Origin of the sequence: Kribbella lupini (assembly GCF_039529595.1) — a bacterium.
Lineage (GTDB): Bacteria > Actinomycetota > Actinomycetes > Propionibacteriales > Kribbellaceae > Kribbella > Kribbella lupini.
On sequence record NZ_BAAANC010000001.1, the window covers coordinates 2,145,255 to 2,171,198 of the forward strand.

The following is a 25,944-nucleotide window of genomic DNA, read 5'->3' on the forward strand; positions in this document are numbered from 1 at the left end:
CGGGTCAGCTTCCCCCTCCGCGCCCGTTCGCCGCAACCAGCAACGGGACGAGCTGCTCGGCATCGGTCAGCGACCCGTGATGACCGACGAACCGGCTCAGGCGGGACTCGGCCTTCGAGCGCACGACCACCGTCGATCCCCGCGCGGCCACCACGACGTCGCCGATCCGAGCCCGTACGCCGTCCGCGATCCGCGGGCCGAACCAGCCCTGGTCGATCGCCTCCTGCCGCCGGAGCACCTGGGCCCTGGACTCGAGGACGCCGCGCCAGTTGTCGACCACGTCGTCGACGGCGGCGGCATCGGCGTACAGGTAGCGCACGCGGCCCTCGCCGCCGAGCACCCGTACGCCGTACTGGAGGTCCGGCTCGGTGTCGAAGTCGATCCGGTCGTCTTCGGCCGCCGCCACCATCCCGTGGTCGGCGGTGACCACGAGCATCGCGTCCGGCGGCAGCCCGTTCGCGATCGTCTCGGCGAGATGGTCGACCACGCCCAGCTGGTGGCACCAGGCGTCACTCCCGGGCCCGTAGCCGTGGCCGATCCCGTCGAGATCCGCGTGGTAGGCGTAGCAGAGCATCCGATCGCTCTCCCGCAGCGCCTGCAGGACCTGGCTGATCAGGTCACCCAGCGCGTACACGCCCCGGACCTCACCACCCCGCAGTACGGCGCGCGTCAGCCCACTCTTCGCAATCTCCCGCGGCGCCACCAGCCGCACCGGCACCCCACCCGCGACCGCCTGCTCGAACACGGTCCGCCCCGGCTGCACCTCCTCCGGCACCAACCGCTCCCGCAGATCCAGCCCCTCCCCCTGCCGGTGCCACCCGAGCACGTTGAGCAGCTCGCCCTCGACCGCGAACGTGTACCCGACCACGCCGTGCTCCCCCGCCAACCGCCCGGTCCCCAACGACGCCAGACTCGTCGCCGTGGTCGACGGAAACCCCGAGGCAATCGGCTCGCCGGCCAACGACGCCAGAAACGGCGCGTCCCGCGCGTGCGCCCGCAACAACTCCCATCCCAGCCCGTCCACCACCAGCAGACAAACCTTCCGCGCAGCAGGCAGCCCCAGCACGTCGAAAGCGCCGTCGACCCCCAACCCCGCCAGCACCGAAGGCCCCACCCCAGCCAACGTCCGCACCTTCTCCACACCCCTAGTCTGAACCAGACTGGCGGAAAGCAACCGACCTGGACGGTGTCCCTTGACCAGCATCACCACAGCCGAAGCCCACCTGCGCGGCGCCGACCCCGTCCTCGGCGCGATCATCGACCAGGTCGTGCAAGCCACCGGCGGTCCCCTGACCACGGCTCCGGACGTCGAGGACCCCGACCTGCCGAACGACCACTACGGGGTACTGGTCCGGGCCATCGTCAGCCAGAACATCTCCACCATCGCGTCCCGGGCGATCTACCAGCGCCTGCACGAACGTTTCGGCGGGCGCCCGCCGAGTCCCGAGGAGATCCTCGCCACCGACCCCGACGAACTCCGCCTGTCGGCCGGCCTCTCACACGCGAAGACCGTCTCGCTGCGCTCCCTCGCGGAGCACGTCCTGGCCGGCGAGCTCGAGCTCGACCGTCTCCATCTCCTCCCCGACGAGGAGGTGACCGCACAGCTCTCCGCGGTGAAGGGCATCGGCACCTGGACCGCCCACATCTACCTGATCTTCCACCTCAACCGCCCCGACGTCCTCGCCTCCGGCGACCTCGAGATCCGCCGTGCCGTCGAGCGCGAGTACGCCCTCCCCTCCATCCCCCGCCCGGCCGACGTCGAACGCATCGCCGAGCCGTGGCGCCCCTACCGAACCCTCGCCTGCCTCTACCTCTGGCGCTGGTGGGAGAACCTCGCCGTCAGGTAGTGCGTAGCTCCAGCAGGACGGCACTGATGTCGCGGAGGGTGGTCAGTACGCCGTACAGCTGGGTCTGGTCGGCCAGGGTGGCGGTGATGGTGGTGGTGCCGTCGGGGTTGCGGGTGAGGGCGCCTAGTCGGCCTGACCAGTGGTCGTCGAGGTGGCCTTCGACGCGAAGCTCGTACGTGGCGCTCATCGGCCTGCTGCGACCGGCAGCTCGGAGGCCGGTGCCTCGTTGGCCTGGCGGCGCTGGTCGCGGTAGAGCGAGACGCCGAGGCCGATCAGCGCGATCCCCGTGGGCACGGCGAACGGGCGGCTGAACGACTCGGGCAGGACGGCTAGCGCGAGCGCGGAGAAGGTGCCGTAGGCAAGCAACACCGACGCCCAACGAGCCAGCACCCCGGCGCGGAACAGCGCGATGCCGAACAGCAGGCCGCCCACCGCGTACCCGAGGCCGGCCGTGAGGAACAGCTCCGACGCGCGGCCGATCTCGCCGGCCGGGGCGCGCCCGACGGCTCCGTCGATGAAGTCCTGGACGTAGCCCGGGCTGGTCAATGCCACCGTCGGGAGCACGAAGCCGACGATGCACTGCACGGCGAAGATCGCCAAGTATCCGATGCTCAGCAGCACGTATCCCGCCAGACCGAGCAGCCCGAACTGCCGGCGGTTGCGCACGAACATGCCGGTGATCCCGGCCAGGGCCAGCACGGCCATCACGGCCTTCGCGCCTTCGCGGATCGCGACGTCGGTGGTGACGACGTGCGCGACGTCGGACGGTGGGTGGTTGATCTGGACGCCGACGAAGGTGGCGCCCGCGGCGACGGCGCACAGACCGGCAGCGGCGGTGAGACGGTTCGCGGTGAGGTTCATGCTGGACTCCTGGCGCTCGGTGCCGGACGGGAGGTCCGGCGATGTCCCTGACGCTAGGAACCGAGGTGGTGAGACCACATCACCCGATCTGATGACCAGCGTGGTGACCGGCTCAGAGCAGGCCGAGGTCGGCAGCACGCCGTACGGCGGCCCGGCGAGTGTTCACGTCGAGCTTGGCGAAGATGTGCTTGGTGTGGGTGCGCAGCGTGTTCACCGAGACGAAGAGCCGGCGCGCGATCTCCGGGCCACTCAGCTCGGTCGCCAGCAGCCGCAGTACCTCGATCTCACGCTCGCTGAGGCCCTCCCCGGACGCGGCCGGAGGCCTCCCCAGCAGCAGCTGGTCGGCGTACGACCCACCGATCTGTTCGAGCAACCCCACCACCGGCTCGTCGAGGAACAGCCGGCGATACCCCGCGGGCACCCCCGCTGCGAGAGCAGCCGTGAGATCAGTCAGCGCGGCCTGCGTCTCGCCGTTCGCGCGCTGAGCCATGGCCCGGACCAGCCGCCCTTCGATCGGGTTGACCGACTTCTCCAGCACCCGGTCGAGCAGACCAAGCGACTCAGCCGCGCGGCCCTCGGCGATCAGCAGGCGGGCGAGCGTCAACTGGTCGTACTCCGCCAGATAGACCGGCGGATCCGAAGGCGTGACGCCACGCTCCCGCGCCCAGGCCCGCGCATCGTCGAGCCGCCCCTGCGCGATCCATACCCGCGCCCTGATCGCGGCGATCGGCCGCACGTCCGGGAAGTAGCCCGGCCGATATAGCGGCTCCGCCTGATCGAGCATGCCGACGGCGCCGTCGAGATCACCTCGGGCCCGCAGCAACGCGGCCGACGCCGTGTACCAACGGTGCCGGTTCTCCAGCAACGACGCTCGGTCACCGAGCGCCCGAGCGATCTCGAGCTGTTCCGCGGCCGCGTCGAGCTCGCCCTGCTCACGCAGTACGTCGGCCAGCCCCACGTGCAGGTCGCCCGTGACCGACAACCCCGGACGTGCCTCTGCCGCGACCACCGCCCGCTCGTACAGCCGGCGCGCCTCGACGGGCTGACCGCGTGCCAGCCACAGGTCTCCGAGCACGACCGTCGCGCCCAGCGCGTCCGTTCCCATCCCGGCCGCTCGCAGGCTGACAACCGCCTCGGAGAACGTGTCGACCGCCGTACCGAGATCGCCGGCAGCCCACGCTGCCAAACCGACGAACCCGGCCGCCGCGCCGCGCGGGAAGTGATCTTCGGGCCCGGCCAGCGCGAGCGCCCGGCGAGCGTGCGACACCGTCCCGCCGACATCGCCACGCGCCTGCGCGACCGACGCCCGATAGACCGCGATCATCGCCGGCAGCTCACCCTCGCTGACGTTCAGCCCCGCCTCGGCAGCATCCAGCCACTGCTCGACGCCCTCGAAGTCGCCCTCCGACAGCCGGCTCCACCCGACCTGGATCGCGAGCGCCGGCCGACGCCGTACGACGTCCTCGGGCAGCGCGGCCAGCCAGCCGCGCAGCAGGCGATCCTGCCGATCCCGACGCAGCGGCGCCTCCGCCAACTCGAGGAGGTCGGCCGTGTGCTCGTGGTCCCCGCTCGCGATCGCGTGCGGGACGGCGTCGACCAGCAGCGCGTTCGCGGCGAGCCAGCGACTGGCCGCGGCGTGCAGGTCGCCGACGCGACCGGCGACCCGAGCACGCAACGCGTCGGCGAACAGGTGGTGGTAGCGGTACCACCGCCGCTCGTCGTCCAGCGGTACGACGAACAGGTTCTCCCGCTCGAGCGTCTCCAGCATCGCCTGCCCGTCGGACCGACCGGTGAGCGCGTCGCACAGCCCGCCGCTGAGCTGGTCGAGCACGCACGTGTCGAGCAGGAACGCCCGTACGTCGTCCGGCTGCCGATCCAGCACCTCCTCGACCAGGTAGTCGAGCACGAACCGATGGCTCCCGGAGAACTCCTCGACGAACCTCGCCACATCCGCCCGGGTCCGCGCGGACAGGGCAGCCAGCTGCAGCCCTGCCGCCCATCCCTCGGTCCGTTCCTCGAGCGCGGACACCAGGGCGGGCTCCAGCCGCAACCCCATCACGTCGTTCAGGAACACCTCGGCCTCGTCGGCCGTGAACCGGAGCTCGGCCGCGCGGATCTCCACCAACTCACCCCGCGCCCGCAGCCGGGCCAGCGCCAGCGGTGGATCCGCTCGGGTGGTCATCGCGACGGTGACTCGCGAAGGCAGGTTCTCCAGCAGGAAGCCGACCGCTTCGTGCACGGCGACCGAGTCGATGACGTGGTAGTCGTCGAACGCGATCACCGTCCGTCCGGTCAGACCGCCCAGCTCGTTCACCAGACTCACCAGTACGGCGTCGGTCGTTCCACCGTCGTCCAGCAGTGCCAGCGCCTCGGCACCAGCGCCGGGCTCAGCCGTCTGGATCGCCGCCACGAGATGCGTCACGAACCGCCGTACCTCAGAGTCACCCGGGTCCAGCGCCAACCAAGCCACCCGGCGGTGCGACGCCAGCCACTGCGCCAGCACCGTGGTCTTGCCGAACCCGGCCGGCGCCGCCACCAGCACCAACCGCGGCGCTTCGTCGGTACTCAACGGATCGACCAGCCGGGCGCGCTCCACCAGCCGCCGGCGCGGCGACGGCAGATGCACCTTCGTGCCAAGGACCGGCATGCGCTCAGCGTAAGCGCGCGGCCGACCGGCGGCACGGCTCGTCGCAACCACGACCCGGCGGCCGCGCACGTACAGTGAACTGGCCGGAAGGGGAGCGTCATGGCCGTGGGAACACGTGAGTGGGTGCCGGTCGAGCATCGGTGGTTCGGGCTGGATCGGCGGACGTTCCGGCCGGGGTTGATCGTGCTGCTGATCGCCTTGGTGCTGATCTACGGGCTGCCCGCGCTCAACTCGGCGATTCCGTGGCACAACGAGATCAAGGCCGGGCAGGTGCTCGAGCTGGGGAACGGCGCGACGGCCGTGCCGCCGGCCGGGTGGCAGTTGGAGAGCGGGACGCTGACCGGCGGGAGCGCGACGAGCCTGCAGGTCACCCTGGCCAGCGGTGGCGCGACGATCCAGCTGAACGGTTCGGCGTACGACGGCAGCGCGGACGCGTTCCTCGACCAGGTCGAGCGGGCCGACGGCGATCGCCCGGGGATGAGCGGCGATCGCGGGACGCTGACGACGGGCGCGGGACTGGTCGGAGTCGTCGAGACCAGGACGACGGCCAGCGGCGACGACGAGGTGGACGCCGCGTTCAAGATGGCGATCGGCAACGCCGAGACGGTGGCCGCCGCACCGGCCCTGCTCGTCCGGATCCGTACGGCGGCCGGCCAGTTCGAGCACTACCAGGACGAGGTCGCGGCCCTGCTGCGCAGCATCACGCCGGGAGCGGCCCGATGAGCGACACAACAGTTTCGGACGTACGGACGGCGCAACTCGCGGCGATCGAGGAATCGGGCTGGGGGCAACCGTTCCGGTTCCTGCAGCCGCACAACCTGGCGTTCTGGGTCTACCTGCTCGGCATCGGCGGTGGCGCGCTGACCATGCTCAAGTACTTCGGTGCCGGCGGCTCCTTCTACTCCCGCGCACTGGCCGGCGGCGTACTGCTGTTCGGGCTGTACCTGATCCCGTGGCTGCTGCTGCTCCGCCACCACAACCGCTTCACCGCCCAGCCCGCCGGGCTGCTCGCGACCGGCTTCGCCTGGGGCGGTATCGCCGCGACGTTCTGGATCGCCCTCCCGGCGAACGGCGCGCTGCTGGAGATCTGGACCAAGGTCGGCGGCCCGTCGTTCGCCGCGGACTGGGGCGCCGGCTTGACCGCCCCGATCAACGAGGAGTGGGGCAAGGCCCTCGGCCTGGTCCTGCTGATCGGCCTCGCGCCGCGGCTGGTGCGCAGCGCGTACGACGGGTTCATCATCGGCGCGTTCATCGGCCTGGGCTTCCAGGTCTTCGAGGACGTGCTGTACGTCTACAACGGCGCCGCCCAGCAGTACGGCGTGGACCAGTTCGGTACGTCGCTGCAGGTGTTCCTGATCCGCGGCGCGGCCGGGATCGTGTCGCACGCGTTGTTCAGCGCGATCTTCTGCGCCGGCCTGATGTGGGTTCTCGGCCGTGCCCGCGGCGAGCGCAACGTCCTCCGGGGCGTCCTGACGATGCTCACCGCGATGGCCTTCCACTTCGCCTGGGACGACGTCGCCGGGCTGAGCGACGGCGTCGGGTACCTGGCCGCCGGCCTGCCGTTCGCCATCGCGGTCGTCGAACTGATCACGCTCTTCTACGTCCTGCGGCACGCCGCTCGCACCGAACGCGTCTGGACCCGCGCGCTCTTGACCCCCGAGCTGGCCACCGGCGCCATCGACCCACCGCTGCTCGACGCCGTCAGCGGCCTCCACAAGGACCGCCGGGCGTACCGCAAGCACCTCCACAGCCGCAGAACCGCCCGCCACCTCCAAGAGGCCGCCTCGGACCTCTCTCGCGAGCTGGCTTACGCGGGCGGCAACGACTCCCCCGCCGTCACCCACGCCCGCAACGAGCTACTCCGCCTCCGCAGCAAGACCTGACAAGGCCCGTACGGCGAGGCCGGTGAGCGCGTCGGCGTACGGCTCGTCGAACGGATGCGTCCGCAGGATCCAGCGGTGGTAGATCGGCCCGAAGACCAGCTCGACCGCGACGTCGAGAGAGGAACCGCCGATGAGGCTGTGGATGATCACCGGGGCCGGCCGGGGTCTGGGCCGTGCGTTCACGCAGGCCGCGCTGGAGCACGGTGACCGGGTCGTCGCGACGATCCGTCAGGACGGCGTACTCGACGACCTGGTCAAGCAGTACGGCGACCGCCTGATCCCCCGGCGCCTCGACGTGTCCTCGCACGCGCAGGTGCACCGCGTCGTCGCCGACGTGGTGGCGACGACCGGTACGCCGGACGTCGTGGTGAACAACGCCGGCTACGGCCTGGTCGGCGCCGTCGAGGAGCTGACCGAGGACGAGCTGCGAGCCCAGTTCGACGTCAACCTGTACGGCGCGGTCTGGGTGACCCAGGCGGTGCTCCCGCACCTGCGCGCCCGCGGCTCCGGCAGGATCGTGCAGGTCTCGACCGTCGGCGCGGTCGGCCACCTGCCGCTGTTCGGCGCCTACAACGCGTCGAAGTGGGCGCTCGAGGGTCTGAGTTCAGCCCTCGCGGCCGAGGTCGCGCCGTTCGGCATCGGCGTGCACCTGCTGCAGCTGGGCGGGTTCGCCACCGACTGGTTCGGTTCGAGCATGAGCTTCACCAGCGCGAACCCGGCGTACGACGGAACGCGCGAGGGCATCCTCGGTATGCCGGACTACCCCACGGCGGCGATACTCAGCGAGGCAGAGCCGTCGGCCGAGGAGTCGCCGGCTGTCGCCGCCCAGGCATTGCTCGAACTGCTCAACGAACCCGAACCGCCGCTGCGCAAGATCATCGGCACCGGCGCCCACGACATGGTCAAGACGGCCCTGGAGTGGCGCCGCGACGACTACGCGCGCGACCCCGCGTTCACCTGGCCCGGCCGGCCGTCCATCTAGACTGCCGTCGCGTGGACCATCAGTTCCTGCTTGTGGCCGGTGCCGGGCTCGCGATCATGATCGCGGCGTCGGTGTTCGCACGGCGCACAGGGGTCGCGGCGCCGCTCCTGCTGGTCGGACTCGGGATCGGCGCCAGCTACCTGCCCAGCACCCCGACGATCCACGTCGACCCGGAGCTCGTCCTGGCCGGCGTCCTCCCACCGCTGCTGTACGCCTCGGCCGTCCAGCTGCCCGTGCTCGACGTACGCCGGAACTTCGGACTGATCGCCTGGCAGTCCGTTGCCATGGTCATCGTTTCGGCGCTCGCCATCGGCGCCGTCGTGCACGCGGTCTTCCCCAGCATCTCCTTCGCCCTCGCCACCGCACTGGGCGCCGTCGTGGCACCGACCGACGCGGTCGCCGCCACGGCGATCGGTCACCGCGTCGGTCTGCCACCGCGACTGATGACGGTCCTGGAAGGCGAGAGCCTGGTCAACGACGCGTCCGCGCTCGTCGTCCTCCGGACGGCGGTCGCCGCGATCGCGGCGACCTCCGGCTTCAGCATCGGCGAGACGGTGCTGGAGTTCGGCTGGGCGGTGGTCGGCGCCGTGCTGATCGGCGGCGTCGTCGGCTGGGCGACCGCGCTGCTGCGGCAGCGCCTCGACGATCCGGTGCTCAACACGACGATCTCCTTCGCGGTCCCCTTCCTCGCGTACTTCCCGGCGGAGGAGGCGCACGCGTCCGGCGTACTGGCTGTCGTGATGGCCGGCCTGCTGACCGGTGCCCTCGGCAGCAAACGCTTCAGCGCCCGCGACCGGCAGACCCAGGCCACGACCTGGACGACGATCAGCTTCATCCTCGAGAGCGCCGTGTTCCTTGCCATGGGCTACCAACTTCCCGAGCTGGTCGACGCCGCCCGTACCGAGACCACCACCGGCGAGATCACCGGATTGGTGCTCCTCGTGGTGGCCCTGCTGGTCGCGCTGCGGTTCGCCGGGTTGGCGGGGCCCGCGCTGCGTGAGCGGTTCGCCCGGCCCGCCCGCAACGAGCAGACCCGCGCCAGGCTCGGGCAGTTCGAGGAGCACCTGGACGCGATGACGCCGGCCGACCGGCGCGAGGAGAACCGGATCGCCTGGGCCCGTCGCCGGCTCGCCCGCGGCCGGGCCGACGTCGAGTTCGAGGAGCGCGAACCGATCACCGGGCGCGGGTACGCCGTACTGGGGTGGACCGGCATGCGCGGCGTCGTCACGGTCGCCGCCGTCCAGACGATCCCGGCCGGTACGCCGCACGTCGACACCGTCGTTCTCGCGGCCTTCCTGGTCGCGCTGATCACGCTGGTGCTGTTCGGGCTGACCCTGCCGATGGTGATCGCGCGGATGAACTTCCGCCCGGCGGACGACGAGCGCGACTCCGTCCAGGCGCTGCTCCGGCGGGTCGGCGAGTCCGCGATCGACACCCTCGGCCCGCTCGAGGAGCAGACCATCGACGGCGAACCCCTCGACCCCGAGCTGGTCAGCACGATGAAGGAACGCATCGTGCCCCGGCTCGTCGCCGGGACCCGCGAGCTGCGGGAGACCAGACCGGACACGCACGAGCAGATGCTGATCGTGCAACGCCGCTACCTCGACGCGATGCGCGACGCCCTCGGCAGCGAGCGCAGCATCGGCGCCTACAGCTCCGCGGCCTACCGCGAGGTCGAGACGTTGCTCGACACCATCGAGCAGCGCGTCAAATCGAGTTGACCCTGGCGTCCGGTGGGACCGGGTCGCTATCGTTCCCGACCGTGGCGAGCGTCCTGACCGGGTTGCAGCCGGCGAGCTGGTCAACCGAGGACGCCGTCCGGTACGAGACCGCCCTCGAAGGCGCCGCACAGGTGATCGGCTTCTGCGCCGCGGCTGACGTCCGGGCGCGCGGCAGTTGGCAACGACTGCAGGCCACCTGGGCCGTACGCCGGCGCGCACTCACGCCGTACGCCGTGGACGAGGTCGCCGCGATCTACTCGGACGCCGAGGACCTCTTGGCCGAGGCGCTTCCTCCCCCGCAGGCACAGCCGGCGTTCGACAGCGACCGCGTCTTTCGCGAGCGCATCGTCCCGAACGAGCTGACCGGTACGCCGCAGCGCGACCCGGTCGTCGTCATGGTCAGCCAGCCGGCCGTGACCGCGCTCGTGCGTGACCTCCTCGACCGTCGCGGGCAGCCGGTGGTGATCAGCCCGGACCGTTACGAGCCCTACCATCCCGACTTCTGGCACCCGATCGACGACGAGCCACGTCCGGCACCCGACTGCAGCCGGTGGACCGATCAGGCCATCGAGTACGCCCGCGCCCAGCGTTTCGACGTCGTCCTGGAGTCGTCGCACGAGCAGGTCGCCCGCGACTTCAAGGCCGCCGGCTACCGCGTCGAGGTCGCGATCGTCGCCACCTCGGACGCGGCCCAGCGGTTCGGCGTACTGGATCGGCATCTCCGCGCCCTGGAAGCCTTCGGCTGCGGCCGGCTCGCCGAACCGATCACCCCGGAGCACCACGCAGTTGAGCAGGACGCCGACCTGATCGGCGTCTTCCGTCCGAACGGCGAACTCCTGTACGGCAACCAACGCAGCCCCGACGGCCGCTGGCATCGGGACCCTGCCGCGGCCGAGGCGATCGCCGCTGAACGCGATCGCCAGTGGTCGATCGTCGAGTCCCGCCGCTTCCTCGAAGCCGTTACGGCGTACGAGCGCCGCGGGCTGTCGGCGCCGATCCCGTGGGTCCGCGAGAAGACCGTCGAGGGCGCCAGGGCGGTCCTCGCCCTGGCGCAACCCCATCTCCATCCCGACGCGGTCGCCTTCCACAAGGCGACCGCCGGGATCACCGACTAGACGCCGTGCTCGTTGCCTTCCTTGCGCTTCAGACCGGCGAGGTTCTTGATCACCTTGCCCTTGGGGTCGACGACCGTCTTGCCCTTGATCCCACCGCCCGACCCCGGCGCCCGCTTGGCCTTCCGGCCGGACTGCCAGCCACCGTTCGCCGGATCCTGCACAGCCTTCTTCTTACCGCCCCACATGGCGTCGTCCTCTCAGCTGTCGCGAAGCCGGGATGCTACGGCGGCAGCAGCGAAGCGGACAAGGCCTCGATCGACGAGTTCTACAACAGTTCGTGATCGAGCGGGTTGCCGGCGATCCGGGTGCTCAGGCCGGTGTCGATCGCGCGGGCGGCGGTGCTGGTGGACTTGCGCTCGGCCTGGGCCTGGAAGCAGGCGAGGAACTCGTCGGTGAGCCCGAGGCGCGGGTGCTCGCGCAGGACCTCGGCGCGGAACTCGGGGGTGAGCTGGTCGTGGTTCCGGCCGACGATGTCGAGCGCCGCGGCGCGGGAGATCAGGTGGCCCTCGGGGTCGTCGTTCACGTCGACGTCCGGCCACATGTGCCGGACGATGACCTCGGCGAGGCGGTCCTGGCGTTCGCCGGACCAGCCGGCGCCGGCGGCGAAGACGCGGGCGACGTGCCCGGCAGCCTCCTCGAAGGAGACGGTGTGGCTGTCGAACTCGGGCCGCAGGCCGAGGTCGTGGAACATGGCCGCCACGAACAGCAGCTCGTCGTCGAAGGCGATGCCCTCCTGGCGGGCCAGCGCCGCGGCCCACACGTACACCCGTCGCGAGTGGCTCAGCAGCGCCGGCGAGTGGTACGCGGTGGCGACGTCGAGCGCCGCCGTCGAGGCGGAGGTCGCCGGGATCACCAGGTCGTTGAAAATGATCATACTTCGACGGTACGCCGGGAGCGGCCCGCGTCGTTGGTCCATTCCGACGGCGTGACCGTGGGCCACTTGCGCCGGCCAAGCGGCCCAGCAACACCGTCCCGAAGTGGCCCACCGACAGCACCCCGCGCGCGCCTAGAGTCGTCAACATGCAAGCCATCACTGTCCAGGACCGTCAGGCCGGCATCGACGGACTGTCCCTCACCGAGCTGCCCTCCCCGCACGCCGCCGAGAACGACGTGATCGTGCAGGTCCACGCCGCCGGTGTCACCCGCGGCGAACTGGACTGGCCGGGCACGTGGACCGATCGCGCCGGCCGTGACCGCACGCCCAGCGTCCCCGGCCACGAGGTGTCGGGCGTCGTCGTCGACCTCGGCTACGGCACCACCGGCCTGACCATCGGCCAGCGGGTCTTCGGGCTGACCGACTGGCTTCGCGACGGCACGCTCGCGGAGTACGTCGCCGTCGAGGCCCGCAACCTGGCACCGCTGCCGGCCGGCGTCGACCACGTCACCGCGGCCGCCCTCCCGATCTCCGGGCTGACCGCGTGGCAGGCCCTGTTCGACCACGCCAACCTCCAGCCGGGCCAGACCGTCCTCATCCACGGAATCACCGGCGCCGTCGGCTCGGTCGCCGCTCAGCTCGCCCAGGAGATCGGCGCCCACATCATCGGGACCGGCCGCGCCGCGCACCAGGCCCGCGCGACCGAGCTCGGTGCCCACCGCTTCGTCGACCTGGCGGGATCGGATCTCGAGAAGGCCGGCCCTGTCGATGTGGTGCTCGACGTCATCGGAGGCGAGGCCGGCGAGCGCTCGGCCGCCTTGGTCCGGCCAGGTGGCACCTTCGTCACGATCGCCGCGCCGCCGACCGTCCAGCCGGCCAACGCCCGAGCCGTCTTCTTCGTCGTCGAGCCCAACCGCGACCAGCTGGTCAAGCTCGCCACCCGCCTGCAGGACGGGCGCCTCACCCCGCTGGTCACCGCCACTGTCCCGCTGGCCGAGGCGGCGGCCGCTTTCCAGCCCGGGTCCGGCCGGACCATCATCACGGTCGCCGAGTAGCGCTCAACTGCCCAATCGTTGCCGCAGGCCCGTAGCTCGCAGCGCCCGGCACCCCAGCGCCAGGCGGACCGAGTCCTCGCCGCCGACCACGCGCACGCGATCCACGGCCCGGGTGATCGCCGTGTAGAAGAGCTCCCGGGTCAGCAGCCGGGACTCCTCGTTCGGCAGCAGGACGGTGACTTCGGCAGCCTGACTGCCCTGGGACTTGTGGATCGTCATCGCGTGCAGGGTCTCGATGTTGCCGAGCCGGCTCGGCGCGAAGTCCCGGCGACCGCGGGCGCCCGCGATGCACACGCGCAGCGAGCCGTCCGGCCGCCGGATCGTCACGCCGACATCGCCGTTGTAGATGCCCAGCGCGTAGTCGTTCGCGGTCACCAGCACCGGCCGCCCGACGTACCAGGTGTCCCAGAGCGGGTCCTCGGTCTCCTCGGTGATCCAGCGCTCGACCGTCCGGTTCCACTGCTGCACACCCCACGGCCCTTCCCGGTGCGCGCAGAGCAACCGATGCCGGTCGACCGCGGCCAGGGCGGCGTCCGCGTCGCCCGCCTCGGCGGCCTCGCGAATTGCCAGTACGTCGGGCAGCAGCGCCGACCGCAACGTCTCCCGCGGATCGCCGTCCTCGACGAACACCACCCGCTCGTCACCGCCGCGCAGCACGGTGAGCACGTCGTCCGCGCGATCCTCCCGGACCGCGAGCGCCAGCTCCCCGATCTCGCTGCCGAACCGGTGCGAGGTGCGCAGCTCGGCCGCCTCGATGTGGCCTCCGGCAACCAATCCGTCGACGAGGTCGGCGAGCACCGCGCCGGCCTCGATCGAGGCGAGCTGGTCGGGATCGCCGACCAGGATCAGCCGGGCGCCGGGGCGGACCGCTTCCAGCAGCCGGGCCATCATCGTCAGCGAGACCATCGACGTCTCGTCGACCACGATGATGTCGTGCGGCAGCCGATTGGTTCGGTCGTGCCGGAAGCGGCTCGACGAATCGGGCCGGCGCCCGAGCAGCATGTGCAACGTGCGGGCGTGGAAGTCGCCCAGCCGCGCGGTGTCCTCCGGGGAGAGCCGGTGGGACATCTCCCGCCGTACGGCTTCTTCCAAACGGGCAGCCGCCTTACCGGTCGGCGCGGTCAACGCGATCCAGGGCCGACGCTCCCCCGCGATCTCCGCCTGCTCGGCGAGCACGGCCAGCAGTCCCGCGACCGTGGTGGTCTTGCCAGTACCCGGTCCACCGGTCAGCACGGTGGTCCACTGCCGCGCCGCGGTCTCCGCGGCGGCGCGCTGCTCGACGTACGACTCGCCGGGGAACAACCGGTCGAGTCCGGCCCGCAGGACGGCTTCGTTGGCGATCACCGGCGCCAGTCGCGCGGTCCGCCCGCGCAGGTCCTCCTCGACCTGCGACTCCTCCCGCCAGTAGCGGTCGAAGTACAGCAGCGTCCCGTCGAGCCGCAACGGAAACGGTGCCCCGAGCAACGGACTCGCCGCCAGCGCCGTCCGCCAGGCGTCCAGCTCCGGCCAGTCCAGCGAAGCGCCCTCCTCGCCGACCTCCTCGCGGACCTCCGTCAGGTCCAGGCAGATCGATCCGGCGCGTACGGCCCGCGCGACCAGCGCACACGCGAGCGCGACCGTCTCGTCGGTCTCGCCCAGCATCGCCGTCAGCCGCGACGCGACGTGCACGTCCGCGGCCAGGATCACGCCGGCCTGGTTGAACTCCCGCAACCGCCCGGTCGCACCGAGCGCCAGCGCAGAGTCGAACTCGTCCACACTCGTGGTCATCCGGCCCTCCCGTCGAGCAGTTCGGACAGCGCGACGACCAGCGCCGAAGGCAACGGCCAGCTGAACACCCCGGTCGGATGCCCGTCCACGACCGGCGTCTCCGCACCGCACATCCCGCGCACGTACAGGTAGACCACTCCACCGAGATTCTTCGCAGGTTCGTAGCCAGGCAGCCGCCACCGCAGGTACCTGTGCAGCACGACCGAGTACAGCATCGCCTGCAGCGGGTAGTCCGAGTGCAGCATCGCCGCGCCCAACTGGTCCTGCGTGTAGTCGGCCGAGGTCGACGGCAGTTCCTGGTCCCCGAGCCGGTTCGTCTTGTAGTCGACCACCACGAAGCGATCACCGGGCACCCGGAGTACGACGTCGATCGACCCGGTCAGGTATCCCCGCAGGCTCTGCTCACCGAGCAACGGCTGCTCCAGCCGTTCGGCGTACGCGAGCAACGGGTCGTCCGACGGTAGATGGGCCCGCAGCAGCGGCGCCAGCTCCTCCAGCCGTACGTCGGCGCCCGCGTCGTCGCCACCGGCCAACGGGATCTCGAAGTCCAGCTCCCGCAACCGGTCCTCACGCCCGAGGTCGCCCAAGGTCAGCCCGGGAACCAGCGGACCGAGTGGCGTCGTGTGCATCGGCAGCATCGCCGTCGCCAGCACGTCCGGCGCCACGTCGACGCGCCACAACGGCAGCTGCTCCCGGATCCGCTCGGTCAGCTCCGCGTGCAAGTCGGCGGCCTTGGGGTCGGCCTCCTCCAGCGCCCCGTGCACCAGCGACCCGAACTCGGCACCGACCGGCAGCCCATCCATCGGCGACGGCAGTGCATCAACGGCTGAAGACACCGTCGGCACCACATCCAGCGCCTCGTCCTCGAGCTGACTCTCCTCCGGCTCGCTCGTGACACCGGACTGCTGCTCAGCAGCCCGGATCAACCCCGAGTACGACGTACGCCGCCACGCCAGGTCGACCTCGCGCGAGAACCTCGCGATCCCCAGTCCAGCAGGCAGCTCAGCCTCGATCGGCTCGGCCTGCTCGCCGATCACGGAGTCCTCGACGACGGGCCCACCGGCCTGCTGCCAGCGCCGTAGCCAGATCAGCACCTCGTCGTCCGACGACGCCCGGTCCAACTGGTCGGGCACCACCGGCTCGCCCTGCTTGCGCCCGCGCAGCAGTCGCGACACTCCCCCGTTGATCTCGTCCCACGACGGCGCCCACCAGGCCACCACCTGCGACTGCGCGCGGGTCAGCGCGACGTACGTCAGCCGGATGTCGTCACCGGCGACCTCGGCCCGCCAGCGCTTCTCGTTGGCCGCGTACCCGGGACGGTTCCGGCCACCGATGTCGAGACTCCGGACGCCGTCCTGGTGGAACAGCAGCAGCTCCTCGTCGTCGAAGATGTGCCGGTTGAACCCGAACGGCAGGTAGACGATCGGGTACTGCAGCCCCTTGCTCACCCAGACCGTCATGATCTGGACCGCCGCCGCATCGCTGTCCAGCCGCCGGGTCCGCTCGGCCGTACGACCCTTGCCGGTGGACTCCTGACGCAGCCAGTCGAGTAGCGCCGGCAGGCCGAACCGCTCCCGGTGGGCGGTCTCGTGCAGCAACTCGGCCAGGTGCGCGAGGTCGGTCATGTCCCGTTCGCCACCGCGCCAGCCGAGCACGCGATCGGCCATCCCACGGAGCTGAGCGGCCTCGAACACCGCGGCCACACCCCGCGTCCGCAGCAGGTCCGCCCACGCGCGCAGCGTCAGCCCGATCCGGTCGGTGAGGTCCTCGCCACCGGCGTACAGGCTAGCGGCGGTCTCCCCGAAGAACATCGTGGTCGCGGCGGCCCGGACCAGCCCGGACCGGTGCGGCTGGTCGAAGGCTTCCAGCAGGCAGAGCCAGTCCTGCGCGGCCTGGGACGAGAAGATGTCGAGGTCGCCCGAGTAGACCGCGGGGATGCCGGCCTTGCCCAGCGCCTCCCGGCAGGCCCGTGCGTCCTTGTGCGCCTCGACGATCACCGCGAGGTCGCCCGCCCGCAGCGGTCGGCCGTCGTACGTCGCACCGGAGGCGAGCAGCTGACCGATGTCGGCCGCGAGATCGCGCGTGATGTGGTCGCGCAGCTCGTCCATCGGCACGCTCTTGCGGCGCGGCGATCCGAACAGCTCGCGCTGCGCGACCCGCAGCCGGAACGGCGCGTCGCACGGCGCTCCGGCCAGACGCGTGCCCTGGTGATGCGCCTCGACGGGATGCACCACGATGTCCGGGTGCCCGAGCCGGGCGCCGCCGAGCACGGCCTGCAGGCAGTCCACGAGCGGCTGGTCGCTGCGCCAGTTGGTGCCGAGCGTCCGTCGCTGCCCCGCGGTCGCCGCCGCCGTCAGGTACGTCGCGATGTCGCCGCCGCGGAACGCGTAGATGGCCTGCTTGGGATCGCCGATCAGGACCAGCGTGCTGTGCCCGTTGAAGGCCCGGTCGATGACCTTCCACTGCACCGGGTCGGTGTCCTGGAACTCGTCGACCATCACCACGGACCACCGCCGCTGCATCCGCTGCCTGGCCGGTGCGCCCGGGTCCTCCAGCGCCGCCGCGAGCCGGGTCAGGAGGTCGTCGTACCCGAGGATGCCGAGCCGGCGTTTACGGCGTTCGATCTCGTCCAGCACGGCGTGCGCGAACGCGACCCGGACGCCGGCCGGCGTCGACTCGTCGGCCTGCTCGGGCACCAGCCGGGTGTGCGGATTGCCGACCACCTTGAGCGCGAGCTCCAGTGCGACCGCCCTGGTGATCGGCGGCTTGTCCGCCGACCGCGCGAAGAGCGCGAGGTACAGGTCGTCAACGACCTCGGTGACCAGGTCGGTCAGGTCCTCGACCAAGGTCACCCCGGCGTCGGTGTCACCGGCCACCCCGAGCGATCGCAGCACGAGCTGACAGAACTGGTGCGTCGTCGCGATCGTGGCCGCGTCGAAGTTGGCCAACGCGTCGCGCAGCCGGCTGTGCCGTACGGCGACCTCGTCCTCGCTGCCACGGGCCAGATGACCGAGCAGCCCGGGATCGTCCTGCCACGCCTTGGGATCGGCGAGCGCCTGCTCGGCCTCCGAGATCTGCGAGCGCACCCGTTCGCGCAGCTCCTGGCTGGCCGCGCGGCCGAAGGTGATCAGCAACATCTCGTCGAGCCGGGCCGCGCCTTCCGCGACGTACCGGGTGACGAGTCCGGCGAGTGCGTAGGTCTTGCCGGTGCCCGCGCTCGCCTCGAGGACGGTGGTCCCGGTCGGCAGCGGGCCGAGAAGGTCGAAGGAGTCCATCAGCGGGCTCCCTGCTCGAAGCGCAGCATCGGTTCCCACACGCGCGCCGCGTAGGCGCCGAGCCGGGTCGGCTCGCCCTGCCACTCTTCGCCGGGACGCGTCGGTTCGAGCAGGACCTTGAGCGGCATGTTCGGGCCCCAGACGCGGACGTGCGCGGGGTCGGCGTTCTCGCCGTCGAAGTTGGCCGGCTTCCAGCGCCGCCCGGCCGCGACCATCGGGTCGTCGTCGGTACGACGGGCCTGGCACCAGGCGAACGAGGTCTTCAACGGCAACGGCAGCGGTTCCTGGCGGCCGGCGTCGTACACGGCGACCAGGTCGTTGAGGAATCCGCGCGCCTGCGCGTCGACCGGCCCGAACCCGCGGGTCCCCGACCCGGCCATGCGGGAGTTGCTCGGCCGTCCGATCGCCAGTGCCGTCCAGTTGTGGTCCTCGTCGTTGGCCGACAGCGCCAGCAGCTGGATCCAGGAGGTCAGCAACTGCTTGGCGTCGAGCCGCGAGTAGCTCACCGAGACCAGGCGGTGCCCGTAGACGCCGGGCACCGTCCCGGTCAGCCGTCGGCCACCGCCGAGGTCGATGTCCACGTCGAACGCCTTGGCCTCGCCCTGGCGATGCGGGTGGGCCGCGACCGCCAGGCTGCGGGCGATGTCCCGGATCTCGGTCGCGGTCCGCCAGCCGAGCCGTCCCGGCGGCAGAGTGCCGCGTCGCCACTCGGCCTGCAGCGCCGCGTCCGGGTGGATGCCGGACAGCATGTCGTGCAGCATCCGGTCGCCGACGGACCACTTCTCCAGGTTGTCGATCTCGACCGGCATCGCGTCCGAGACGCCGTCGACCTCCCATGGCAGCGTCACGTCGAGCGCCCGGAAGAACCCCTTGACCGGGTCCTTGAAGAACGCGATCAGCTCCGCCAGCCCGACGTCCTCGCCACCGGCCAGCTTGAGCGGGTCCCCGATGAACGCCGGCCGCGGCGGCCGTGCGCCGCCGCCGACCCGCGCCGCGACCAGAGCGGTCGGGTCGAACGTGAACGGCCCCGGCGCACCGAGCCGCCCGGGCTCGAGGTTCTTGCGGTCGAAGGGCTGCAGCGGATGCTTCACCACAACGGCGTCCCGGACCGGCGCCTCCGTCGTACGGTCGAGCACGTCCACCAGCTCACCCAGCGGTACGGCGGGCGGCCGCGGCTGACCCGAGTACTCGTTGGCGCCGGTGTAGGTGATCACCAGCGACTCCGTCGCGGCCAGGATCGCGTCGAGCATCAGCTGCCGGTCCTCGCTGCGGACATCGCGCTCACCGGTCACCGGCCGACGAGCCAGTACGTCGTCGCCGTCGGCGAGACCGAACCGCGGGAACACACCGTCGTCCAGGCCGAGCAGGCAGATCACCCGGTGCGGCACCGACCGCATCGGGACCATCGTGCAGACCGTCAACGTGCCGCTGCGGAAGTTCGCACGCGTCGGCCGCCCGGCCAGGTGCGCCGACAGCAACGACCGTACGTCGGCCAACCGCAGCACCATCCCTGTGAGCTCCCCCGCGCCGGCCGCGACCTGGGCGAACTCGCGCTGGACCTGACCGATCTGCCAGCCGTCGTCGTGGCTGACCGAGGTCAGCCGGTCGATTCCGCCGCGCAAGGCGTCGAGCCAGGCCGCCAGCGGCTGCGTGCCGTCCAGCAGATCAGTTGCCGCTCGCAACCGATCGACGTACTCCGCGAACCGGCCGGCCAGCTCGATCCTGGTGCTGCCGACGTCGTCCAGCGGCAGCGTGGTGTCGATCCAGGCGTGCGCGTCGGCCGACATCGTGACGCCGGCGAGCACCCGGTCGAGGCCGAACTGCCAGGTGTTCTGCGGGAAGTCGGCCAGGCCGAACCGGTCCCGGTCGTCGCGGCCGAACGCCCACCGGACGCCGGACTCGCGCACCCAGGCCGTCACCGTGTCGAGGTCGTCGTCGGTGAAGCGGAAGCGTCGTCGTACCGGCTCGGACTGGGCGAGGTCGAGCACCTGGCTCGCGGTGGCCCGGCTCCCGGCGAGGTCGAGCAGCTGGGCCGCGACGGAGAGCAGCGGGTTCGTCTGGGTCAGCGAACGGTCCGCCAGCTGCACACGCAGCTTGTGCGCCGGGTGACCGTTCCGGTCGAGGTCGGCCAGACCGAAGCGCGCGCTGATCAGCGGCGCGTAGGTCTCGATGTCCGGGCACATGACGAGGATGTCCCGCGGCTCCAGCGTCGGATCGGCCTGCAGCATCCCGAGCAGCACTTCGCGCAGTACGTCGACCTGCCGGGCGGTGCCGTGACACGCGTGGATCTGCACGCTGCGGTCGTGCGGAGCGAGCCGACGCCCCTCGGCAGCCACGGTGTTGCCGCGCAGATCCTGCTGCAGCCAACCGAGCAGCGTGTCGGGCGCCTGGGGCGAGGCGAGGTGACTGTCGACGGTCGGTACGGCGGCGAGGGCCAGCTCCAGCTCGCGGCTGTCGCGCGCGAGGGTGGCCAGCAACGGGTGGTCCGCCTGCTGATGACTCGTGTCATCGGCGCGGACGCCGGCGGTCGCGCCCTGCAGCCGCTCCCAGAGCGCGCCGCTGGGGTTCGGCAGCCAGACATGGACGTCACGATGCTCGGCCACCGCGGAGATCAGCTCGATCTCCGTCGACGGCAGCCGCGTGTGCCCGAACAGCGACAGGCGAGTCGGCAGGTCGAAAGCCGACGGCTCCGCACGGAGTCGTGCGACGGTCTGCTCGTGGCGAGCCGCGGGCGGCGGTGCGTCGATCCGCGCGACCAACCGGCGCCACAGCTCGGGCTGCCAGGACAGGTCGCTGTCGATCGTCGTTCCGAGGCCGTCGGTGTCGCGCCCGTCGCTCCAGTCGGCGAGCAGCGTCGGGCGCTGGACGGCGTACGCCGCGAACAAGCGCGCGAGCCGCGACGCGACGGCGTACCGGCGGCCTCGCCGCAGCTCACCCTCCGCGCCGGTGTCGAAGTGACCGAGGTGCCGCGCGACCGGCTCGCACCACGGCTGGTCGAGCGAGTCGTCGAGCACGGCGAGCAGCGGCCACGTCATCGCGTCCGCGGCCCACGGGTCGTCGCTGATCCCCAGCACGGCCGCGACGAGCGAGCGCGGCGAGGTGAAGCGCACCCCCGCGCACACGCCGTCCCGACCGGTCGGTCCCGCACCCAACCGGTGGGACAGCCGTTGCGAGAGCCAGCGCTCGACGCCCTTGGCCGGCACCACGACGAGCTCTTCGGCGAACGGGTCACCGAGCGGTACGGCGAGCAGATCGCCCAGACCGTCGGCGAGCACATCCGTCCGCTCGGCGCGGTGCAGGTACAGGGTCATCGTGGAAAGCATGCCACGCGCGGCCGCGCGGTTTTTGCAAGGTGTGGACTACCAGTCGTGGACGGTGCCGTCCTTCAGCCGGTTGTACGGCAGGTAGGCCGGCTGGTACGGGTGCTTGGCCGCCGCTTCCTCGTCCAGCTCGACCCCCAGACCCGGCTCGTTGCCGGGGTGCAGGTACCCGTTGTCGAAGGTGAAGCTCTGCCGGAACACCTCGTTCGTCGCGTCGCCGTGCTGCATGTACTCCTGGATCCCGAAGTTGTGGATCGCCAGGTCGAGGTGCAGCCCGGCGGCCATGCCCACCGGCGAGATGTCGGTCGGGCCGTGGATGCCGGACTTGATCTGGTACTGCGCGGCGTAGTCGAGCAGCTTGCGCATCGCGGTGATCCCGCCGGTGTGGGTGACCGCCGACCGGACGTAGTCGATCAGCTGGTCCTTGATCAGCGTCTGGTAGTCCCACACCGTGTTGAAAACCTCGCCGATCGCCAGCGGCGTCGTGGTGTGCTGACGGACCAGCCGCAGCGCGTCCTGGTTCTCCGCGGGGGTGCAGTCCTCCATCCAGAACAGGTCGTACGGCTCCAGGTCCTTGCCCAGCCGCGCGGCCTGGATCGGCGTCAGCCGGTGGTGGACGTCGTGCAGCAGCGGCAGCTCGGGCCCGAACTCGGACCGGACCGCCTCGAAGACCTTCGGGATGTGCCGCAGGTACGCGCGGGTGTCCCAGTCCTCCTCCATCGGCTGCGCGGCCCGCAGCGCCGGCTCGTAGTGGTGCTCGGGCACCTCGCCCACCGGCGCCCGGACGCCGTACACGGCGTCGATGCCCGGCACTGACGTCTGGACCCGGATCGACCGGAAGCCCTGCTCGAGGTGACGGCGGATCGAGTCGAACAGCTCCTCCTGGTCGCGCCCGGACGCGTGGCCGTACGCCATCAGCCCGTTCCGCGAGGCGCCGCCGAGCAGCTGGTACAGCGGCATCCCGGCGGCCTTGGCCTTGAGGTCCCACAGCGCGACGTCGACCGCGGCGATCGCGGCCATCGTGACCGGCCCCCGCCGCCAGTACGCCGACCGGTACAGGAACTGCCAGGTGTCCTCGATCCGGTGCGCGTCCCGGCCGATCAGCAGCGGGACGACGTGGTCGTTCAGGTACGACGCCACCGACAGCTCGCGGCCGTTCAAGGTGGCGTCACCCCAGCCGACCAGCCCGTCGTCGGTGGTGAGTTTGAGCGTGACGAAGTTCCGGTCCGGGCTCGTCACGATCACTGCGGCGGTGGCGATGTTCACGGTGCGGTCTACTCCTCGCGTTGGTCAACCAGGGCAACCGCCTGACGGGCGATCTCCCACTCCTCGTTGGTCGGGATCACCAGCACGGCGACGTCGCTGTCGCCGGTGGACACCACACCATCCTCGGCCGGATCGGCGTTGCGTACCGGGTCGAGCCGGATGCCGAGACGCTCCAGGCCCTGCAGCGCGGCGGACCGGACATCGGCCGAGTGCTGGCCGACGCCGGCGGTGAAGACGATCGCGTCGACCGTGCCGAGCACGGCGTAGTACGCGCCGACGTACTTCTTGATCCGGTGGCAGTAGACGTCGAACGCGAGCTGGGCCTTCTCGTCCCCCGCGTCCCGCCGGCGGGACAGCTCGCGGAAGTCGTTCTCGCCGGCCAGGCCCTTGAGTCCCGACTTCGCGTTGAGCGCCTTGTCGATCTCGTCGATCGACCAGCCGAGCTCGCGGGCCAGGTGGCCGTGGATCGCCGGGTCCAGATCGCCCGACCGGGTGCCCATCACCAGGCCTTCGAGCGGCGTCATGCCCATCGACGTCTCCACCGAGCGGCCGCCCTGGACGGCCGACGCGGAGCATCCGTTGCCGAGGTGCAGCACGATCAGGTTCACGTCCGCGAGCTCGCGGTTCAGGCGCTGGGCCGCCTGCTCGGCGACGAACGAGTGCGACGTCCCGTGGAACCCGTACCGGCGGATGCCGTGCTCCTCCAGCCACTCGGCCGGTACGGCGTACGTGTAGGCGTGCGGCGGCAGTGTCTGGTGGAACGCGGTGTCGAACACCGCGACCTGCGGCAGGTCCGGGAAGAGCCGGCGCGCGACCTTGATGCCCTCCAGGTTCGCCGGGTTGTGCAGCGGGGCCAACGGCACCAGCTCGGTGACCTCGGCCACCAGGGCGTCGTCGATCAGGACCGGCGCGGAGAACTTCGACCCGCCGTGGACCACACGGTGGCCGACGGCCGCGAGCTCCAGGTCGTCGAGCGACGGGCCGTGCTTCTCGAACGCGTCCAGCGCCGCGCGCAGCGCGTCCTCGTGCGACGCGATCGGGTCCGAGCTCTCGGTCTCGCCGTCCGGGCCGCGGTGCTTCTGGTGGCTCTCGGACTCGCCGATGCGCTCGATCAGCCCGTCGGCCGCCGCCTCGCCGGACCCGGCGTGGATCAGGCTGTACTTGAGCGAGGACGACCCCGCGTTGATCACCAGGACGTGGTCGCTCATCGGCTGCCGCCTTCCGCCGGCGGCGTGGCCGGCCTGGTCTGCTCGGGCGTGCCCTGCTGGGCCTGGAGTGCGGTGATCGCGACGGTGTTGACGATGTCCCGCACGGTGGCGCCGCGGGACAGGTCGTTCACCGGCTTCTTCAGCCCCTGCAGGACCGGGCCGACCGCCACGGCGTTCGCGGACCGCTGGACCGCCTTGTACGTGTTGTTGCCGGTGTTCAGGTCGGGAAAGATGAAGACCGTCGCGCGTCCGGCCACCGGCGAGTCCGGCAGCTTGGTCCGGGCGACGGCGGCGTCGATCGCCGCGTCGTACTGGATCGGGCCCTCGACCAGCAGCTCGGGCGCCCGCTCGCGGACGATGGTCGTTGCCTTGGACACCTTCTCCACGTCGGTGCCGGTGCCGGACGAACCGGTCGAGTAGGACAGCATCGCGACCCGCGGTTCGATGCCGAAGGCAACCGCAGTCGCGGCCGAGGAGATGCCGATGTCGGCCAGCTGCTCGGCGGTCGGGTCCGGGTTGACCGCGCAGTCGCCGTACACGAGCACCTGGTGCTGCAGGCACATGAAGAACACCGACGACACGACCGACACCCCGGGGACCGTCTTGACGATCTCCAGCGCCGGCCGGATCGTGTGCGCGGTGGTGTGGACCGCGCCCGACACCATCCCGTCGGCCAGGCCGAGCTGGACCATCATCGTGCCGAAGTACGACACGTCCTTGACCAGCTCCCGGGCGCGGTCGAGATCGACGCCGCGATGCTGCCGCAGGCGGTGCAGCTCGGCGGCGAACCGCTCCGCCAGCGGGTCGTTCTCCGGATCGACGACGTGCGCCGCGGACAGGTCGAGACCCAGCCCGGCCGTCTTCGCGCTGATCGCCACCGGGTCACCGAGCAGCGTCAGCTCGGCCACGCCACGGCGGAGCAGGACGTCGGCGGCCCGGAGGATCCGTTCCTCCTCGCCCTCCGGAAGCACGATGTGCTTGCGATCGGCAACGGCCGCGTCGATCAGCTGGTGCTCGAACATCAGCGGCGTCACCGCGTTGCTGCGGGCCACCGCCAGCTGGTCCAGCAACGCCTGGCTGTCGACGTGCTGCTCGAACAACGCCAGCGCCAGGTCGATCTTGCGCGGCGAGTCCTTGGTCAGCCGGCCCCGGACGGCGGTCAGCGCCGCCGACGCGGCCTGGGTGTCGAGATCCGTCTCCAGGATCGGCAGCGTCACCTCGAGGCTCTCGATCAGCCGCTGGACCTGGGCCGGCAGCGTGAACCCGCCGTTCAGCACGATCGTCGAGATCTGCGGGAAGGTCCGCGACGCGTGCGCCATCAGCACGCCGAGCACGACCTCCGGCCGGTCCGCCGCCGTGATCACCGCGGCGCCGTCGAACAGCCGGTCGAGCACGTTCGGCATCGTCATCCCGGCGACCACCAGGCCAGTGACCTCCCGCGTCAGCAGCTCGGGATCACCGCTCACCATCCGGCCACCGATCGGCGCCAGCAGGTCGGCGGGCGTCGGCTGGCTGAGCACCGGCTCCTCCGGCAGCGCGTACGCCGGTACGCCGACCACCGCCAGCGCCTCGGCGAACTGGTCGAGGTCCTTCGGGTCGGCCCGGTTCACGACCACCGCGGCGAGCGCGCCGTGGTTGGCGGTGAGCTCGGCGACCGACAGATCCGCGATCGCCTGCAGGTCGTCCAGCGTCCTGCGGAACCCGTTGAGCACCAGCAGCACCGGCGTACCCAGGTTCGCCGCGATCTTCGCGTTGTAGGAGAACTCGGTCGGCGTACCGACGTCGGTGTAGTCGCTGCCGACCACCAGGACAGCGTCGGCCTGCTCGGCCACCGCGTGGTACCGGCGGACGATCACGTCCAGCGCGGCCTCCGGGTCGTCGTGCACCTCGTCGTAGGTGACCCCGACGCAGTCCTCGTAGGCCAGGTCGACCGCGTCGTGCGAGATCAGCAGGTCCAGCACGTAGTCGCGTCCACCGTGCCGATCGGTGTCCGGACGGACGATCGGCCGGAACACGGCGACCCGCCCGACCCGGCGCGACAGCTGCTGCAGCACGCCGAGCGCCACCGTCGACTTCCCGGTCGAGCCTTCGACGGATGCGACGTACACGCTGCTCCCCATGCC

The 25,944-nt window shown here is 71.3% G+C and carries 20 protein-coding genes; 7 read left to right on the plus strand and 13 right to left on the minus strand.

Features of this window, described 5'->3' with window-relative positions; translation table 11 throughout:
• Positions 1-4: 4 nt before the first annotated feature.
• The gene (locus ABD235_RS09825) at positions 5-1,141 is read right to left on the minus strand and encodes an alkaline phosphatase family protein (RefSeq protein ID WP_344172251.1); all 1,137 of its coding nucleotides are present in this window, start codon (positions 1,139-1,141) and stop codon (positions 5-7) included.
• A gap of 52 nt (positions 1,142-1,193) precedes the next feature.
• On the opposite strand from ABD235_RS09825, the gene ABD235_RS09830 reads away from it, so the two are divergent.
• On the plus strand, positions 1,194-1,847 hold the full coding sequence (locus ABD235_RS09830; protein WP_344172253.1) for a DNA-3-methyladenine glycosylase family protein: 654 nt from the start codon (positions 1,194-1,196) through the stop codon (positions 1,845-1,847).
• Here the strand turns inward: ABD235_RS09830 and ABD235_RS09835 are convergent.
• The 3 genes from ABD235_RS09835 to ABD235_RS09845 all read right to left on the minus strand — a co-directional run bounded on the left by ABD235_RS09835 (position 1,840) and on the right by ABD235_RS09845 (position 5,355).
• Positions 1,840-2,034, minus strand: coding sequence for a hypothetical protein (locus tag ABD235_RS09835; RefSeq protein WP_344172255.1), 195 nt, complete (start codon positions 2,032-2,034; stop codon positions 1,840-1,842). The genes ABD235_RS09830 and ABD235_RS09835 overlap by 8 nt on opposite strands.
• Positions 2,031-2,708 (minus strand): hypothetical protein, encoded by a 678-nt coding sequence (locus ABD235_RS09840; RefSeq protein ID WP_344172257.1) that lies wholly within the window; start codon positions 2,706-2,708, stop codon positions 2,031-2,033. The genes ABD235_RS09835 and ABD235_RS09840 overlap by 4 nt, the downstream gene beginning before the upstream one ends.
• Before the next feature lie 112 nt (positions 2,709-2,820).
• Positions 2,821-5,355 (minus strand): winged helix-turn-helix domain-containing protein, encoded by a 2,535-nt coding sequence (locus ABD235_RS09845; RefSeq protein ID WP_344172259.1) that lies wholly within the window; start codon positions 5,353-5,355, stop codon positions 2,821-2,823.
• Positions 5,356-5,454: 99 nt separating this feature from the next.
• Between ABD235_RS09845 and ABD235_RS09850 the strand changes: the two genes are divergently transcribed.
• Complete coding sequence (locus tag ABD235_RS09850) at positions 5,455-6,078, plus strand: hypothetical protein (protein WP_344172261.1); 624 nt, start codon at positions 5,455-5,457, stop codon at positions 6,076-6,078.
• On the plus strand, positions 6,075-7,238 hold the full coding sequence (locus tag ABD235_RS09855; RefSeq protein WP_344172263.1) for a PrsW family intramembrane metalloprotease: 1,164 nt from the start codon (positions 6,075-6,077) through the stop codon (positions 7,236-7,238). Before ABD235_RS09850 ends, ABD235_RS09855 begins: the two co-directional genes overlap by 4 nt.
• Here the strand turns inward: ABD235_RS09855 and ABD235_RS09860 are convergent.
• Positions 7,212-7,388, minus strand: a complete 177-nt coding sequence (locus ABD235_RS09860) for a TetR family transcriptional regulator C-terminal domain-containing protein (RefSeq protein ID WP_344172265.1) — start codon at positions 7,386-7,388, stop codon at positions 7,212-7,214. The genes ABD235_RS09855 and ABD235_RS09860 overlap by 27 nt on opposite strands.
• Between ABD235_RS09860 and ABD235_RS09865 the strand changes: the two genes are divergently transcribed.
• Genes ABD235_RS09865 through ABD235_RS09875 form a run of 3 tightly spaced genes read left to right on the plus strand, consistent with a single transcriptional unit; the run spans position 7,369 to position 11,056 of the window.
• The gene (locus ABD235_RS09865) at positions 7,369-8,220 is read left to right on the plus strand and encodes an SDR family NAD(P)-dependent oxidoreductase (protein ID WP_344172267.1); all 852 of its coding nucleotides are present in this window, start codon (positions 7,369-7,371) and stop codon (positions 8,218-8,220) included. The two genes, ABD235_RS09860 and ABD235_RS09865, sit on opposite strands and share 20 nt — an antisense overlap.
• A gap of 11 nt (positions 8,221-8,231) precedes the next feature.
• Positions 8,232-9,941 (plus strand): cation:proton antiporter, encoded by a 1,710-nt coding sequence (locus tag ABD235_RS09870; protein ID WP_344172269.1) that lies wholly within the window; start codon positions 8,232-8,234, stop codon positions 9,939-9,941.
• A 41-nt stretch (positions 9,942-9,982) separates the two neighbouring features.
• Positions 9,983-11,056, plus strand: coding sequence for a zeta toxin family protein (locus tag ABD235_RS09875; protein ID WP_344172271.1), 1,074 nt, complete (start codon positions 9,983-9,985; stop codon positions 11,054-11,056).
• Here the strand turns inward: ABD235_RS09875 and ABD235_RS09880 are convergent.
• Positions 11,053-11,241, minus strand: a complete 189-nt coding sequence (locus tag ABD235_RS09880; protein ID WP_344172273.1) for a hypothetical protein — start codon at positions 11,239-11,241, stop codon at positions 11,053-11,055. The two genes, ABD235_RS09875 and ABD235_RS09880, sit on opposite strands and share 4 nt — an antisense overlap.
• Before the next feature lie 80 nt (positions 11,242-11,321).
• Positions 11,322-11,930, minus strand: coding sequence for an HD domain-containing protein (locus tag ABD235_RS09885; RefSeq protein WP_344172275.1), 609 nt, complete (start codon positions 11,928-11,930; stop codon positions 11,322-11,324).
• 146 nt (positions 11,931-12,076) lie between these two features.
• On the opposite strand from ABD235_RS09885, the gene ABD235_RS09890 reads away from it, so the two are divergent.
• The gene (locus tag ABD235_RS09890; RefSeq protein ID WP_344172277.1) at positions 12,077-12,985 is read left to right on the plus strand and encodes an NADP-dependent oxidoreductase; all 909 of its coding nucleotides are present in this window, start codon (positions 12,077-12,079) and stop codon (positions 12,983-12,985) included.
• Between the two features lie 3 nt (positions 12,986-12,988).
• Here ABD235_RS09890 and recD read toward each other — a convergent pair whose 3' ends face one another.
• The 6 genes from recD to pta are packed head-to-tail and all read right to left on the minus strand — an operon-like array spanning position 12,989 to position 25,941.
• Positions 12,989-14,752 (minus strand): exodeoxyribonuclease V subunit alpha, encoded by a 1,764-nt coding sequence (gene recD / locus ABD235_RS09895; protein ID WP_344172279.1) that lies wholly within the window; start codon positions 14,750-14,752, stop codon positions 12,989-12,991.
• The gene (locus ABD235_RS09900; RefSeq protein ID WP_344172281.1) at positions 14,749-18,027 is read right to left on the minus strand and encodes a UvrD-helicase domain-containing protein; all 3,279 of its coding nucleotides are present in this window, start codon (positions 18,025-18,027) and stop codon (positions 14,749-14,751) included. The genes recD and ABD235_RS09900 overlap by 4 nt, the downstream gene beginning before the upstream one ends.
• Positions 18,027-21,338: an exodeoxyribonuclease V subunit gamma gene (recC, locus tag ABD235_RS09905; RefSeq protein ID WP_344172283.1), complete on the minus strand. Its 3,312-nt coding sequence runs from the start codon at positions 21,336-21,338 to the stop codon at positions 18,027-18,029. Before recC ends, ABD235_RS09900 begins: the two co-directional genes overlap by 1 nt.
• Before the next feature lie 48 nt (positions 21,339-21,386).
• Positions 21,387-22,613, minus strand: a complete 1,227-nt coding sequence (gene manD, locus ABD235_RS09910) for a D-mannonate dehydratase ManD (protein WP_344172285.1) — start codon at positions 22,611-22,613, stop codon at positions 21,387-21,389.
• An 8-nt stretch (positions 22,614-22,621) separates the two neighbouring features.
• The gene (locus tag ABD235_RS09915; protein WP_344172287.1) at positions 22,622-23,821 is read right to left on the minus strand and encodes an acetate/propionate family kinase; all 1,200 of its coding nucleotides are present in this window, start codon (positions 23,819-23,821) and stop codon (positions 22,622-22,624) included.
• Positions 23,818-25,941 carry a phosphate acetyltransferase gene (pta, locus tag ABD235_RS09920; protein WP_344172289.1) on the minus strand — a complete coding sequence of 708 codons (2,124 nt, stop codon included), beginning with the start codon at positions 25,939-25,941 and terminating at the stop codon, positions 23,818-23,820. The genes ABD235_RS09915 and pta overlap by 4 nt, the downstream gene beginning before the upstream one ends.
• Positions 25,942-25,944 lie beyond the last annotated feature (3 nt).

What these genes read in the sequence shown, in the direction of transcription:
- ABD235_RS09865 (WP_344172267.1), top strand. Translation starts at nt 7,369, where the DNA reads ATGAGGCTGTGGATGATCACCGGGGCCGGCCGGGGTCTGGGCCGTGCG.
- ABD235_RS09885 (WP_344172275.1), bottom strand. Translation starts at nt 11,930, where the DNA reads ATGATCATTTTCAACGACCTGGTGATCCCGGCGACCTCCGCCTCGACG.
- ABD235_RS09890 (WP_344172277.1), top strand. Translation starts at nt 12,077, where the DNA reads ATGCAAGCCATCACTGTCCAGGACCGTCAGGCCGGCATCGACGGACTG.
- ABD235_RS09915 (WP_344172287.1), bottom strand. Translation starts at nt 23,821, where the DNA reads ATGAGCGACCACGTCCTGGTGATCAACGCGGGGTCGTCCTCGCTCAAG.
- ABD235_RS09835 (WP_344172255.1), bottom strand. Translation starts at nt 2,034, where the DNA reads ATGAGCGCCACGTACGAGCTTCGCGTCGAAGGCCACCTCGACGACCAC.
- pta (WP_344172289.1), bottom strand. Translation starts at nt 25,941, where the DNA reads ATGGGGAGCAGCGTGTACGTCGCATCCGTCGAAGGCTCGACCGGGAAG.
- ABD235_RS09840 (WP_344172257.1), bottom strand. Translation starts at nt 2,708, where the DNA reads ATGAACCTCACCGCGAACCGTCTCACCGCCGCTGCCGGTCTGTGCGCC.
- ABD235_RS09855 (WP_344172263.1), top strand. Translation starts at nt 6,075, where the DNA reads ATGAGCGACACAACAGTTTCGGACGTACGGACGGCGCAACTCGCGGCG.
- ABD235_RS09850 (WP_344172261.1), top strand. Translation starts at nt 5,455, where the DNA reads ATGGCCGTGGGAACACGTGAGTGGGTGCCGGTCGAGCATCGGTGGTTC.
- recC (WP_344172283.1), bottom strand. Translation starts at nt 21,338, where the DNA reads ATGACCCTGTACCTGCACCGCGCCGAGCGGACGGATGTGCTCGCCGAC.
- ABD235_RS09880 (WP_344172273.1), bottom strand. Translation starts at nt 11,241, where the DNA reads ATGTGGGGCGGTAAGAAGAAGGCTGTGCAGGATCCGGCGAACGGTGGC.
- ABD235_RS09900 (WP_344172281.1), bottom strand. Translation starts at nt 18,027, where the DNA reads ATGGACTCCTTCGACCTTCTCGGCCCGCTGCCGACCGGGACCACCGTC.
- recD (WP_344172279.1), bottom strand. Translation starts at nt 14,752, where the DNA reads ATGACCACGAGTGTGGACGAGTTCGACTCTGCGCTGGCGCTCGGTGCG.
- ABD235_RS09845 (WP_344172259.1), bottom strand. Translation starts at nt 5,355, where the DNA reads ATGCCGGTCCTTGGCACGAAGGTGCATCTGCCGTCGCCGCGCCGGCGG.